The 12,948-nt window shown below is 44.8% G+C and carries 13 protein-coding genes; 8 read left to right on the plus strand and 5 right to left on the minus strand.

The window, feature by feature from the left end; all coding sequences use genetic code 11:
* Positions 1-34: 34 nt before the first annotated feature.
* From IRJ16_RS02160 to IRJ16_RS02175, 4 genes are all read right to left on the minus strand, one after another.
* The gene (locus IRJ16_RS02160; protein ID WP_194109868.1) at positions 35-778 is read right to left on the minus strand and encodes an electron transfer flavoprotein subunit beta/FixA family protein; all 744 of its coding nucleotides are present in this window, start codon (positions 776-778) and stop codon (positions 35-37) included.
* Between the two features lie 104 nt (positions 779-882).
* Complete coding sequence (locus IRJ16_RS02165) at positions 883-2,679, minus strand: acyl-CoA dehydrogenase family protein (protein ID WP_194109869.1); 1,797 nt, start codon at positions 2,677-2,679, stop codon at positions 883-885.
* 305 nt (positions 2,680-2,984) lie between these two features.
* Positions 2,985-3,548 (minus strand): metallophosphoesterase, encoded by a 564-nt coding sequence (locus tag IRJ16_RS02170; protein ID WP_194109870.1) that lies wholly within the window; start codon positions 3,546-3,548, stop codon positions 2,985-2,987.
* A gap of 13 nt (positions 3,549-3,561) precedes the next feature.
* Complete coding sequence (locus IRJ16_RS02175) at positions 3,562-4,449, minus strand: helix-turn-helix domain-containing protein (RefSeq protein ID WP_194109871.1); 888 nt, start codon at positions 4,447-4,449, stop codon at positions 3,562-3,564.
* 226 nt (positions 4,450-4,675) lie between these two features.
* Here IRJ16_RS02175 and IRJ16_RS02180 point away from each other — a divergent pair, with 226 nt between their 5' ends.
* The 4 genes from IRJ16_RS02180 (at position 4,676) to IRJ16_RS02195 (ending at position 8,342) form a co-directional block, all read left to right on the plus strand.
* Positions 4,676-5,899, plus strand: a complete 1,224-nt coding sequence (locus IRJ16_RS02180) for an OmpP1/FadL family transporter (protein ID WP_194109872.1) — start codon at positions 4,676-4,678, stop codon at positions 5,897-5,899.
* A gap of 20 nt (positions 5,900-5,919) precedes the next feature.
* The gene (locus tag IRJ16_RS02185) at positions 5,920-7,254 is read left to right on the plus strand and encodes an SGNH/GDSL hydrolase family protein (RefSeq protein WP_194109873.1); all 1,335 of its coding nucleotides are present in this window, start codon (positions 5,920-5,922) and stop codon (positions 7,252-7,254) included.
* Between the two features lie 363 nt (positions 7,255-7,617).
* Positions 7,618-8,025: a DUF5684 domain-containing protein gene (locus IRJ16_RS02190; RefSeq protein ID WP_194109874.1), complete on the plus strand. Its 408-nt coding sequence runs from the start codon at positions 7,618-7,620 to the stop codon at positions 8,023-8,025.
* 8 nt (positions 8,026-8,033) lie between these two features.
* Positions 8,034-8,342, plus strand: coding sequence for a DUF2752 domain-containing protein (locus IRJ16_RS02195; RefSeq protein ID WP_194109875.1), 309 nt, complete (start codon positions 8,034-8,036; stop codon positions 8,340-8,342).
* A gap of 1 nt (position 8,343) precedes the next feature.
* On the opposite strand, the gene IRJ16_RS02200 is transcribed toward IRJ16_RS02195, so the two are convergent.
* Positions 8,344-9,084: an RDD family protein gene (locus IRJ16_RS02200; protein ID WP_194109876.1), complete on the minus strand. Its 741-nt coding sequence runs from the start codon at positions 9,082-9,084 to the stop codon at positions 8,344-8,346.
* A gap of 91 nt (positions 9,085-9,175) precedes the next feature.
* On the opposite strand from IRJ16_RS02200, the gene IRJ16_RS02205 reads away from it, so the two are divergent.
* Genes IRJ16_RS02205 through IRJ16_RS02220 form a run of 4 tightly spaced genes read left to right on the plus strand, consistent with a single transcriptional unit; the run spans position 9,176 to position 12,947 of the window.
* On the plus strand, positions 9,176-10,147 hold the full coding sequence (locus IRJ16_RS02205) for a stage II sporulation protein M (RefSeq protein ID WP_194109877.1): 972 nt from the start codon (positions 9,176-9,178) through the stop codon (positions 10,145-10,147).
* Positions 10,131-10,991 (plus strand): hypothetical protein, encoded by an 861-nt coding sequence (locus IRJ16_RS02210; protein WP_194109878.1) that lies wholly within the window; start codon positions 10,131-10,133, stop codon positions 10,989-10,991. Before IRJ16_RS02205 ends, IRJ16_RS02210 begins: the two co-directional genes overlap by 17 nt.
* A gap of 4 nt (positions 10,992-10,995) precedes the next feature.
* On the plus strand, positions 10,996-11,778 hold the full coding sequence (locus IRJ16_RS02215; RefSeq protein WP_194109879.1) for a DUF4129 domain-containing protein: 783 nt from the start codon (positions 10,996-10,998) through the stop codon (positions 11,776-11,778).
* On the plus strand, positions 11,775-12,947 hold the full coding sequence (locus IRJ16_RS02220; RefSeq protein ID WP_194109880.1) for a DUF4350 domain-containing protein: 1,173 nt from the start codon (positions 11,775-11,777) through the stop codon (positions 12,945-12,947). The genes IRJ16_RS02215 and IRJ16_RS02220 overlap by 4 nt, the downstream gene beginning before the upstream one ends.
* Position 12,948 lies beyond the last annotated feature (1 nt).

Raw genomic sequence — 12,948 nt, forward strand, 5'->3', positions numbered from 1 at the left:
TGCCTCATATCTCACATCTCAATACTCATATCTTCTATAAAACTTTTGCCTCGCTGTGCAGTAACTCTACCAGCGCGTCCATATCGTCGGCACTTACCAATTTTATACCCGCTTTAGCAGGAGGCAATTCGTAAGATAGTATCTCGGTAACTGCCAATACCGCTGAAGGGGTAATTACCTTCAACGGTTTGGTACGTGCCGCCATGATACCGCGCATATTAGGGATACGAGCCTCTGCTACACCTTTTTGGCAGGCAATAACTACGGGTAAGTTTGCAGTATCGGTTTCTTCCCCGCCTTCTATTTCGCGGGTAACGGTCGCAGTGTTGCCATCAACCTGTACCTTGGTCGCAAAGCCGATAAAATCGGCGTCCAGCAGTTCGGCTATCATTACGCCGGTACTGCCGTTGTTGTAATCGATGGATTCTTTACCGACCAACACCAGGTCATAACCTCCGCTCTTGGCATATTCGGCAATGTATTGAGCCGTTTGCAAAGGGTCGTTGCTGTCAGCATCTATCCGAACGGCTTCTTCGCCACCTAAAGCCAAAGCTTTACGAATAACCGGCTCCACATCTGCCTTACCGACGGTCACCAAATGCACATCGCTTGCTACACCGGTCTCTTTTAATTCCAGCGCACGCACCAAGGCATACCATTCGTCATACGGATTGATCACCCAGGTCGTCCCAGCGCTGTTGATCGCTGTATCGTTATCCTTTAAAATAATTTTTGTACTCGTATCAGGCACCTGACTGATGCAGACCAATATTTTCATAGATGTTAGATTTATCGCCCCTCCAACCTCCCCAAAGGGGAGGCTTAAAAGAGTTTGTATGCTGTATATTTTTTTCTGCTCCCCTTTGGGTAGGCCGTGAGGGGTCAGAACGGATATTTATTTTCCTCAATAACTTTAGCAGCGATATTTCTTCGTGCAGCAGTCGTATTAATGTCCTCGGTCTTGGTGAAACGGCGTAGGCCCATCATCATCATCCGGCGTTCGTCGCCCTCGGCGAAGGAGTTCAAGGCCTCTTTACCGGCTTTATGGATCTTCTCGGCGGCATCATTAATGAATACGCGCATGATATCCAATTGTAAGGCACTTGCTTCCTCACCTTTCATAGCGACCAATTTCTCTACACGTAACTGCAACGACTCGGCAACGTACAATTGTATCAGCATATCAGCCAAATTCATCAGTACTTCCTGCTCTTTGCCTAATTGCATCATTAATTTTTGCACAGCCGCTCCAGCCACCATCAGGACGGCTTTTTTAAATCCGCTAATGTATTTTTTCTCTTTGCTGAATAAGGTTTCATCTTCACTTGCGCCAAAGTCAGGGATGCTCATCAACTCTTTGGCTACCTTTTCGGCAGGCCCCATCAGGTTCAGTTCACCTTTCATGGCGCGTTTCAGCATCATGTCTACGGTGAGCATGCGGTTGATCTCGTTAGTGCCTTCAAAGATCCTGTTGATACGCGAGTCACGATAAGCACGATCCATCGGCGCTTCGGCGCTGTAGCCCATACCGCCGTAGATCTGTACACCTTCGTCAACTACATAGTCTAATGTTTCAGAGGCGTCTACCTTGATAATAGCTGCCTCAATAGCATATTGCTCAGTGCCTTTCAGTTTAGCTTTGATCGGATCCATGCCTTCGGCTATCATGTGTTCGGTAGCTTCTTCCATGTTTTGGCTTGCGCGATAAATCGCCGATTCCGAGGCATAAACTTTGATCACCTGCTCGGCTAATTTGTAGCGGATAGCGCCGTATTTAGATATCGGCCTGCCAAATTGCTCGCGCTCGTTAGCGTAGTTTACCGAAAAGTTGATGATCTGTTTACCTGCTCCCAATGTAGCACCACCTAACTTGATACGACCCAGGTTAAGAATGTTAACCGCGATCTTGAAACCGTTACCACGTTCGGATAGCAAATTCTCGACCGGTACTTTGCAATCATTAAAGAATACCTGACGGGTAGAGCTACCCTTAATGCCCATTTTATGTTCTTCGGGATTAAGCGATAAGCCCTCAAAGCCTTTTTCTACGATGAACGCGCTCAGGTTCTCATCATCATCTATTTTAGCAAACACCGTAAACACATCAGCAAAACCCGCGTTAGTGATCCACATCTTTTGTCCGTTAATGATATAATGTTTGCCGTCTTCAGATAACTTGGCCCTCGACCTCCCAGAGTTAGCGTCAGAACCGGCACCGGGTTCGGTTAAACAATAGGCACCTTTCCATTCGCCGCTTGCTAATTTGGGGATGTATTTGGCTTTTTGCTCGTCGTTACCATAATATAAGATAGGTAATGTGCCGATGCCCGTATGCGCCGAAAACGCTACAGAGAACGAATTGCCAGCGCCTAACTTCTCGGCCACCAGCATGGATGTTTTAAAGTCTTTACCAAAGCCGCCATATTCCTCAGGAACTGATATCCCTAATAAACCTAACTCGCCGGCTTGTTCCATCAGGTGCTGCATCAGGCCTTCCTCCTGCTGATCAATGCGATCAAGAATTGGTGCCACGTTCTGCGCCAAAAACTCGGTACAGGTTTGCGCGATCATCAATTGTTCCTCGTTCCATTCCTCAGGAATAAAAATACTGTCGGCCGGCGTATCCCTGATCAGAAACTCACCGCCCTTAATGGCGCTTGCATTTTCGGTAGCGTTCATATCAATTGCTATTGGTTTAACAAGAAATTTACGGGACAAGCAGAACGGTCCCGTTTTGGTTTTATAATGTTTGGTAAAAGTAGACGGCAATGCCCCATCAAGAAAGGGCAAAATTGGGGGGATGTTGGTCAATATGTCGGTTAGTTTACCCTCTTTTCTTACCTGGCTTAATTCTGCGAATGAAGCTTTAGATAAAGACAAGTCTGTGACCTGTTGGCTTGAAATTACAGAATTCAACTTATCGATCAAGCTTCAGTCACAGACCGGAGCCAGCAGAAGAGAAAGGAAATAACTGACGATATTACTTAAAGATTAATACCCCTATCAGCCGTATTCCAAACCTTCCTGTTCATTATCAATTTTACTTCATCATAATCGATAGGATAAAAGTTATGGCTATCTACTCCGATATCAAAAGAGAACGAGGCCGAATCATCGGGTAACGTTCCGTGGGCGTGTCCATATAAATGATAGCTTTTGCGGAATTTATCATTCCATTGCCGCATGGCATAATGAAAGAGTACGATCTTTTGCTTTCCTGTCGGAATACTTTCATCCGGTACCTTCAGCTCATAATAATCTTTGATCCATTCAAATCTATTCTTGCATTTTAAAGCTGTATCATCATGGTTACCTTTTATTAAAAAGATATTTCCCTTTAACCTATTTAAGATCTCTTTGAGTTGATCTGGTTTATTCAGGCCTAAGTCACCTAAGTGATAAACGTTATCATGCTCCGCTACCCGTTCATTCCACTTTTGGATCAACATTTCATCCATTTCGTCCACACTGCCGAATGGGCGACCTACATGATCAATTATATTTCTGTGCCCGAAGTGATGGTCGGATGTAAACCAGATCTTATTCATGATCATAAAAATACTAATTCGCGCTCACCATCCTATAATCCGACGGTGACAACCCTGCATGTTTTTTAAAATACTTACCAAAGGTAGATTGATCCGGGAAATGTATCGCATCGGCTACTGCGGCTATGCTGATATCGTTATTGCGAAGTAGTACCTTGGCTTCTAAGATCACTGCATCGTCTATCCACTCGCCAGCTGTGCGGCCGGTAACGTCCTTTACGGTCTCGGTTAAATGCTTGGGTGATACAAATAGCGCGTCGGCATAATATTGTACGTTGCGGTGCTCTTTATAATGTTGAAATACCAGGTCCTGAAAGTTAAGGTTCAGTTCCTGCTTACGGGACTGTTTTCCTCTAATGATGACGTGTTGTTTCTCGTACACTGCTTGCAATTCGTATAACAGCGTCGCCAATATGCTGCGCGATATCTCCATTCTGTAAGGATGCTCCTGGCGGTCTATCTTTTGCTTAATCAACTGATAAACGTCCAATATCATTCGGGCATCGGCATTGTTAGGATAGATCACCGGGATAGACGTACTTTTAAAATAGCTAAAGGTCTCTAAAAAGTGGCTGTTCACACTGGTCTCGGACAGGAAAGCTTTAGAGAATACCAGGAAACGGCAAAGGAAATCGGGACTGGCGTTATATATCCTCAACACATGGAAAGGTGTAGCCAACAACATGGCATCCGGGCGGGCTTCGTACACCTGCAAGTTCACTTCTACCTCGGCTGTTCCGCGGGTGCAGATGCCGATAATGTAACCATCGGATCTGTAAGGAAACTCGCTTAAACTCAGTAGCTGCTTTTCGTCGGCTACAAAAAAATCGGTGCTTACAAAGTTATCTGCATACAGGTCGGCAAATTTGGATAGACTTAACTGCGCGATCTTTTTAGACATAGGTACAATTGGTTGAAGGATACGTGGCTAATTTAACCACATTTAGTAAACAACTATGGGTTTATATCCGTTCAACGAATAATTAAGCGGAAAGTTGTCCGACTTTTTGACTAACACATCCGCATTATAGCCCTTTTTTAGACTGTAACCTACTGTAAATTTATTTTTTTAAAAGATGTATGTTTGCACCCCAACGCAAACACGTTGTAAACCAATTATACTTATTATGAGAAAACTATTATTTACGCTTCTGGCATCGGTGCCGGCCATGGCATTTTCGCAGGGTTTCCAGGTTAACTTACACGGACAGAAGCAAATAGGCATGGGCCATACCGGCACAGGCCTGCTACAGGACGGCGCGTCGGTACTCTTCAACCCCGGAGCGGTGGCCATGTTGCCCGAAAATTATGTACAAGCAGGCGTTAGTCCGCTGTTGTTTAAATCTGCATTCAGTCCAACCGGATCTAACACTCAGTACGATGTTGCCAATAAGATAGCGACACCTTTCACGGCTTACGGCGTATGGGGTCCTAAGGGCTCAAACTTCAAATTTGGTTTAGGCGTTTACACGCCGTTCGGTGGTTTGACCGACTGGGGCAACACCTGGACCGGTAAATACACACTGACCAGCCTTGATCTTAAAGCGATCTTCTTCCAACCCACTATCAGCTATAAACTTACCGATCGTGTAAGCATCGGTGGTGGTTTTGTGTACAACCATGCCAGTGTGGTACTGAAAAGGGCTATCCCTTTGGCCAGTTCGACAGGTGCTGACGGCGAAGCTGAATTAAATGGCAAAGGCCATGGCTTTGGTTGGAATGCGGGTGTATTTGTTAAAGCGTCGGAGAAATTCACGGTGGGCGTGAACTACCGCTCGCAAGTGACCACCAAGGTTAAGAACGGCGACGCGATATTTAAAGTACCGGCATCTGTACAAGCCAATTTCCCTCAGCCAAATACATTTACGGCAAGCTTACCGTTGCCTTCCACAACATCTATCGGTATAGGTTATTATCCGCACAAGGATTGGACGATCGCGGTTGATGCCAGCTTTGTGAACTGGGCGGTTTACAAGTCGCTTGATTTTGATTATGCTAACAATACTGCCACATTGCAGGATACCCACTCGCCACGTAACTACAAAAATGGCTCGGTTTACCGTGTTGGTGCCGAATATAAAGCCAGCACTAAATGGGCATTACGCGCGGGCGGTGGCTACGCTTCTACCCCGGTTCAGGATGGTTATGTTACCCCTGAAGCTCCTGATGCTAACCGGCTGATCTTCACCGGCGGTTTAGGTTACAAGGCAACCAAAAATTTGAATATCGATGCATCGTTTATGTACGAGGATGTACTGTCGCGCACGCAAACCAACATCGAGACCAATTTGGCCGGTACTTTTAAAACCAATGTATTTATCCCGGGTATCTCTTTATCGTATCACTGGTAGTATTTTAATTGAAGCAAGACATGAAAAATTTAAAAACATACTCGTACATATTATTTGCCGGCATGGTTGGCCTGGCATCCTGCAAGCCTAATCTGGTGAGCAAGTCGGCAGTTTCGGCAGGCTCGTTAGACCTTACCCGTTACATAGCGGTAGGTAACTCGTTAACGGCAGGTTACGCGGATGGTGGTCTTTATCGCGAAGGTCAGCTGAATTCCTACCCTGCCATCATCGCTAAGCAAATGCAAAGTGTTGGTGGTGGTGCTTTCAATCAACCATTATTTACCGAGGCTCAGGCTAATGGTTCAGGCTATTTGAGGCTGACAGGCTTTAACCAAACCACAGGTGCACCTATTACCGCTCCGGTAACTACCGGCTTAGCTGTTACGGGCCAAACAACGGTCCCTACCGGGCCACTTACATCAACTACTGTTACAACTTATACCAAGTACACGGGCGATATCAATAACTTTGGTGTGCCGGGCATTAAGCTGGTACACGCTACCATAGCGTCTTACGGCAACCTGAATGGTTTTTACGAACGCTTGCTGCCGGGCGCAATACTAAGTCATAATACGGCCTATCTGGATTTTGTGACAGCTAAACCATTTACGTTTTTTACCAATTGGTTAGGTAATAACGACGCATTGAATTTTGCTACAACAGGTGGTGTTGATGCGTTGACAGATAAAGCGACCTTTACCGCTGCTTACACCAATGTTATTGCAAAACTAACCGCCACGGGCGCAAAAGGTGCTGTGGCGACTATTCCGGATGTGACCACTATCCCCTTCTTAAACACAGTAACACCGGCGGCGATACTGGCAGCGGCTAAAGCAGCTAACTCCCAAGTACAGGCTATCTATGTTAGTGGTTTGGTTAGCGGAACAAATTATCAGCCGCGTGTGGCTACTAATCAAGATCTGATCGTGCTTACTTTCCCAACCTCGCTTATCGGTTCAACTACGGCAGGTGCCGGGACTTATCCTTATGGTTTACACCCGTTAAACCCTATCGAAAACAAATACGTTTTAGATGCAGCCGAAGTATCGCTTGCCAAAGACTACGTAGTATCATACAATGCATCTATCAAAGCTGCGGCTGCTGCTAAAGGTTTAGCTGTATTTGATGCCAATACGTTCCTGACCAATCTGAAAGCGAAAGGTTTGGTGATCAATGGTGTTAGCCTGAATGCTAACTTCATCAGCGGCGGTATCTTCTCTTTAGATGGTGTGCATTTGACCCAGCGTGGTTACGCTATTGTGGCTAACGAGTTTATTAGCGCTATCAACGCGCAGTATAATTCAAGTATCCCTACTGCGGATGTGTCAAGCTTCCCGTCGGTTAAATTTCCGTGATAGATAGCTGATCACAGCAAATTATAAAGCGTTACAAGGCATCACCTAAAAGGTGGTGCCTTTTGCTTTTAGTAGGAACGCGAATTTATACGAACAACTGGATGATATAATCAGCGAGTGTTTCGGGGGCGATGAAATCCAGATCAAATTCATGATCGATCTGTGCTGTAAAGTCTGTTAATTCCTGGCTCATGACTAATTGTTTTAAACTTTGCTATGCAAACATAGCAAATCTATACCAAAAACCAAAACGGTATATGTTATTTTAACATTAAGAAATGCTGATCTTTAAAAGCCGATTTGTTTATTTAAGACATTTATTTAATTTGCGGTAAGAAAGAACAGACTTAAACATCACAAAAAATGACTTCAGTTGAAATTGCCCTAATTACCGTCGCCGTCTTTTTCACTATCTTTTTTTACCCGATAGTAGGCTGGCGTATATTTTCTAAAGCCGGGGAGCCGTGCTGGGCAGCTTTCATCCCGGTTTATAACCTCATTGTTTTTGTTAAAGTTATTGGGAAACCTGTTTGGTGGTTCATCTTACTGATCATCCCTTACGTTAGCTTAATTTTCTGGATATGGAGCGCTAACCGATTAAGCAAGAGTTTCGGTTATGGGGTTGGCTTTACATTAGGATTAATATTTCTTAACCCGATATTTTTACTTCTGCTGGCCTTCGGTAACGATCGTTACTTAGGGCCGGGTGGAGCAATACCAAATTATGGTGCGGCAGATTATGAACGTCCTTACGACATCAATCCCGCTTAATGATCGTCATGTCTACAGTGATCGGGCAATTACAAAACTATCTTCTCCCCTGCTATTTTAAACAATGGACCGGTTTTGATTGCCCCGGTTGCGGTTTCCAACGGTCCGTGATCGCGCTTGCGCGAGGAAATATTCTGCAAAGTTTCTCGCTTTATCCGGCAACCATACCAGTGTTGTTGGCAGTAGTGATCGCGGTGGTCGATACCTTTAAACCTCAACCGATCATCAAACAGATAAAAACACCATCCTATATTTTTGCAGCTTCGGTCATTATCATGAGCTACGCCATCAAGTTAGGCGGGCATTTGATATGGTAGATCAGGCCTCGTTACGGGCAGCGATCGCGTTGTAGTCGTTAACCACCAATTGTAAGAACTGATATTCGTTCACATTCAGATCGGGCGGGTACGTTATGTTCAGATGTTCTTTTATACGCACGGCCAACGTGTAGACCAACTTGCTGTTGCGGGTGTAATTAAAATTACGGATAACATCATATACCAAATTAATATCCTTATCGCTCAACTGAGTAACCTCGGGGAAAGTAGGTTTATAGTCGTCATCGGGTAAGCTATAAAACAGATCTTGATGCGGGTTAACCGGTTTGGTCTTCACTACAGTAGTGCCGGCAGAGATATCGCCAATACGTTGGCGTTTGTCTGAGAAAGCCACCGATAATACCGCTAACGAACCTAATGTAACCCCAAAATCCAATATCCTGAATAACCAGCGCATCACAAATTGGCCAACACTTGGGCGGCCGCCATCCAAACTGATCACGCGTATCTTAACGATACGTTTACCTATGCTTTGTCCGTTAAAAAACATCTCGGCCACCAGATCATAAAACAAAAAAAGCGATAGCCAAATAATACCGATAACCCATTGTGCGGTCTCTTGGATTTTAAACCCAGAAGCTGTTGTGGGGATGTAAACTACCAGTGTAGCACCTATAAAAAGCAGGTAATCTACCACCCGGGCAGCAATGCGTTCGCCAAGGCTGGCTACTGCGTAATCAATATCAACGTTTTGTGATGTGGTTATTTTAACGGTTTCCATTGGTAACAAATATAATTTTAACGTTGATATATTTTTTTATGCAGGTTGATCTTTTTTACTATTTTAACAAAAAAATCTTATCAGCTAACACATGCGTGAGGCATTATTTGTCAAACAGAACTCGGCCCGGTGGAAACGCTATGAAAATGAGCCGACTAAGGACCCGGACGAACTGGCCGAGCGTTTTATAGCCATTGCCGACGACCTGGCCTACGCAAAAACTTTTTATCCGCAATCAAAAACTACCGGCTATTTAAATACCCTGGCAAGCGGTTTCCACCAGTCTATCTATCGTAATAAAAAAGAAAAGACGGACAGGTTTGTAACCTATTGGAAGTATGAGTTGCCTATGCTATTTGCCACCTATAGGCGGCAGTTGCTATATGCTTTCGTCTTTTTTGTGACCTTCGCTTTTGTGGGGGCTATGTCGGCCAAATATGATCAGTCGTTCCTCCGTTTCTTTTTTGGTGACGACTATATCAACATGACCAATGCCAACATAGCCAAAGGCGACCCGTTCGGCGTTTACAAACAAACGGGCGAGTTAAAGATGTTTTACCATATTGCCGCTAACAACCTATATGTTACTGTGCTGCATTACCTGGCCGGTGTGATCACTACTATCGGTCCGCTGTGCTTGTTATTCAAGAACGGCGTGATGGTGGGCGCGTTCGAGTATTTCTTTTTCAGCAAGGGATTGGGCATCAATTCGATATTGGTGATATGGATACACGGTACTTTAGAGATATCGTCCATCATTATAGCGGGTGCCGCAGGATTGGTCTTCGGCAATAGTATCCTGTTCCCAAAAACCTATACCCGAATGGCCTCGTTTAAAAAGGGAGCCACGGATGGCATGAAGATCATTATCGGCATCCTTCCTATCATTGTGGTTGCCGCCTTTTTAGAAGGTTTTATTACCCGCCATACCGAAATGCCGGTTTGGCTAAGTGTGAGCATACTGGCCGTATCGGCCATTTTTATTATTTGGTACGTAATTATTTATCCCCTTATCCTAAGCAGAAAATTAACTCCTGAACCAACTCATGCAAGCCAAAGTTGAACTGAACCGCATACGCGACACCGGAAAGGTGATCGATGACAGCATACAATTTATTAAACAGAACCGCCGCGAATTGGTGCGGTCTTACTTTACCATCTGTGGCATTTTTTGGCTTACCGGGCTTATCGTATCCACCTATCAACAGTTGAATTATTTTGACAGACTGGGCCAGGGTATGAGCATGTTCGGCTGGCTTTATTTTGTTACCATCATCTTACAACTACTTGGTCAAGTGTTGATGTTTGTCTTCACTTACTCCTTTATGGCGGTTTATAAAGATAAGGGTAATGTTGCCCCCTCCGTTGTTGAAGTTTGGGGATATACAAAATATTATTTCCTTAGAGCGGCGGGCAGCTCTTTACTATTGGCTATTATGATCATGATAGGTTTCGTGCTCTGCTTTGTACCTGGTATTTACCTTACAGGGGTGTTCTCGCTGGTATTTCCGATCATGATATTTGAGAATGGTGGTTTTGGTTATTCATTTAATCGGGCATTTAAACTTATTAAAGAGCGCTGGTGGTCTACTTTTGGTGTGATATTTTTATCGACCTTGTTAATGTATGTTGCACTGATATTGGTAGGGATCCCGGCGACCATTATTTCCTATATCTACATTTTTGTTTCCGGTGCAGCATCATACAAGGCTTACATGATCACTTATAGTATTGCCACACATCTTGCTCAGATCCTTTATCTATTACCGTGTATCGCGATCGGTATCATGTATTTTAATCTGACAGAGCAAAAAGAGGATACCCACATCTTGCAACGCATAGCCAATTTAGGTAAAGACGACGAGAGCGACAGTCCTGCCGAGCCGCTGCACAAAGAAGAATATTGATAAGATGCGGTTACGGATAGCTTTTCTTTTACTGATACTCGCTTGCTGCTTTTGCGACTTGTATGCAACGCCTACATCTCAGCCCAAAAAGCCGGCGGTGAAAGCGGCGCCAGAGAAGCCGAAGAAAAAGGTTGTCCCGGCAAAAGTACGTTTGGATAGTTCGTCAGTAACCGTACACCGATTGGATCAGCAGGTACTGGATAGCCTTGCTGCCGACGAAGATTTTAAGTATTACACCAAAGACTATAAAAAAGAAGAGACCCTTTGGGATAAGTTTTGGAGATGGTTTTGGGATATGGTAGGCAAGCTGTTCCCTAACGTATCGGCAGGTTCAGCCTCCATCATTAAGTATATCTTGATAGGTGTAGCCGTCATCTGTGCCGTATTTTTGATCATTAAACTGGCGTCTTCTGACCTGAGCAATATCTTCCTTCGTACGCCTAAAGAGGCAGCCCTGCCCTACAGCGAATCGTTAGAGAACATCCACGAGATATCGTTTGACGAGGAGATAGAAGCTGCCCTTGCCGCCCGTAATTTTAAACTGGCGGTGCGCTTACTATACTTGGCCAGTCTGAAGCAATTAAGTGATGCCGGTTTGATCCATTGGGAATTAGGCAAAACTAATTCGGCGTACCTGGAAGAGTTGGGAGACACCGACCGCAGGCAAACTTTCGGAGTGCTGACCCGCCAGTTCGAATACATCTGGTACGGAAACTTCCCTGTGGATGCTACCTCGTTCAACAATATCCAAACCCTATTTGCTGACTTTAAAAAACTATTAGCATGAGAGGGTTGCGCGTATATCTGATCTTAGGGTCGCTACTACTGATCCTGTATATGGTGGCCCAATACAACCAGCCAAAACCAACGGATTGGCGCCCGGCCTATGGTAGTGAAGATAAGGTGCCGTTCGGTAGCTATATTTTGTACAACAGGTTGAACGATATTTTCCCGAAAGCTAAAGTGAGTTCGGTGCGTGCGCCGCTCTACGAGGTTATAGCCGAAGATGGCCTGAAGAATGCCAACATCCTGATCGTCTGCGATTTCCTGATCGTGGACGAATATGACCACGAGGAAATGATTGGATACATTAAAAAAGGCAATAATGTTTTTTTAGCGACTGATGGGATATGTGATCTGCTTGGTGATACATTGAACATAAACATCGGTTCAGAACTTAATGAGAATGGGCAAACCTATGTAAACTTTACCAGCAAGCATTTGGGCGATAGTACTTATCGGGTCGACCATAATTCGTCCAGCAATTATTTCAGTAAATTCGATACGCTGAAAACTGTGGTGTTGGGCCGAAATGGTTACGGCCATGCCACCCTTTTAAAAATGCCCATGGGCAAAGGTGCGCTTTATCTAAGTGCTAACCCGCAAATGTTCACTAACTACAGCCTGCTACAGCCCGAGGGAGCAAGCTATGCGGCAACTGCGTTGTCGTTCATGGACAATGGTAAAAACATCGTCTGGAACGACTATTATGCCAAAGGACAAGATGGCGACGAATCGACCATGCGGGTATTCCTAAGCCACCCTCCCCTGCGCTGGGCTTTTTATATAGTGGTAGCCAGTTTATTGCTGTTCACGATCTATCAATCCAAACGTCGCCAACGCATTATACCGATCATCCCGCCGGTCACTAATACCAGTGTAGATTTCGCGACTACCGTTGGGCAGGTTTACTACGAGCAACGGAACAATACCAATATCGCCCAAAAGAAACTGACCTACTTTTTAGAACACATCAGGCAACGCTATAACCTGCGGACCAACTTACTGAACAAAGAACTGGCTCAAGCACTGATCGACAAGACCGGTGCCGATACCGACCTGATACACGCGATATTAGGTCAGGCTGCTTTGATACAAAGCGGCATAGCTGTTAAGGACGATGAATTGCTGACCTTTAACCATAACATAGAACAATTTTATATTCAAGCCAGATAAA

This window comes from Mucilaginibacter myungsuensis (assembly GCF_015222005.1).
GTDB classification, from domain to species: domain Bacteria; phylum Bacteroidota; class Bacteroidia; order Sphingobacteriales; family Sphingobacteriaceae; genus Mucilaginibacter; species Mucilaginibacter myungsuensis.

Excerpts from the sequence above, each read along its gene's own strand:
- IRJ16_RS02160 (WP_194109868.1), bottom strand. The coding sequence starts at position 778 with ATGAAAATATTGGTCTGCATCAGTCAGGTGCCTGATACGAGTACAAAA.
- IRJ16_RS02165 (WP_194109869.1), bottom strand. The coding sequence starts at position 2,679 with ATGAACGCTACCGAAAATGCAAGCGCCATTAAGGGCGGTGAGTTTCTG.
- IRJ16_RS02170 (WP_194109870.1), bottom strand. The coding sequence starts at position 3,548 with ATGAATAAGATCTGGTTTACATCCGACCATCACTTCGGGCACAGAAAT.
- IRJ16_RS02175 (WP_194109871.1), bottom strand. The coding sequence starts at position 4,449 with ATGTCTAAAAAGATCGCGCAGTTAAGTCTATCCAAATTTGCCGACCTG.
- IRJ16_RS02180 (WP_194109872.1), top strand. The coding sequence starts at position 4,676 with ATGAGAAAACTATTATTTACGCTTCTGGCATCGGTGCCGGCCATGGCA.
- IRJ16_RS02185 (WP_194109873.1), top strand. The coding sequence starts at position 5,920 with ATGAAAAATTTAAAAACATACTCGTACATATTATTTGCCGGCATGGTT.
- IRJ16_RS02190 (WP_194109874.1), top strand. The coding sequence starts at position 7,618 with ATGACTTCAGTTGAAATTGCCCTAATTACCGTCGCCGTCTTTTTCACT.
- IRJ16_RS02195 (WP_194109875.1), top strand. The coding sequence starts at position 8,034 with ATGTCTACAGTGATCGGGCAATTACAAAACTATCTTCTCCCCTGCTAT.
- IRJ16_RS02200 (WP_194109876.1), bottom strand. The coding sequence starts at position 9,084 with ATGGAAACCGTTAAAATAACCACATCACAAAACGTTGATATTGATTAC.
- IRJ16_RS02205 (WP_194109877.1), top strand. The coding sequence starts at position 9,176 with ATGCGTGAGGCATTATTTGTCAAACAGAACTCGGCCCGGTGGAAACGC.
- IRJ16_RS02210 (WP_194109878.1), top strand. The coding sequence starts at position 10,131 with ATGCAAGCCAAAGTTGAACTGAACCGCATACGCGACACCGGAAAGGTG.
- IRJ16_RS02215 (WP_194109879.1), top strand. The coding sequence starts at position 10,996 with ATGCGGTTACGGATAGCTTTTCTTTTACTGATACTCGCTTGCTGCTTT.
- IRJ16_RS02220 (WP_194109880.1), top strand. The coding sequence starts at position 11,775 with ATGAGAGGGTTGCGCGTATATCTGATCTTAGGGTCGCTACTACTGATC.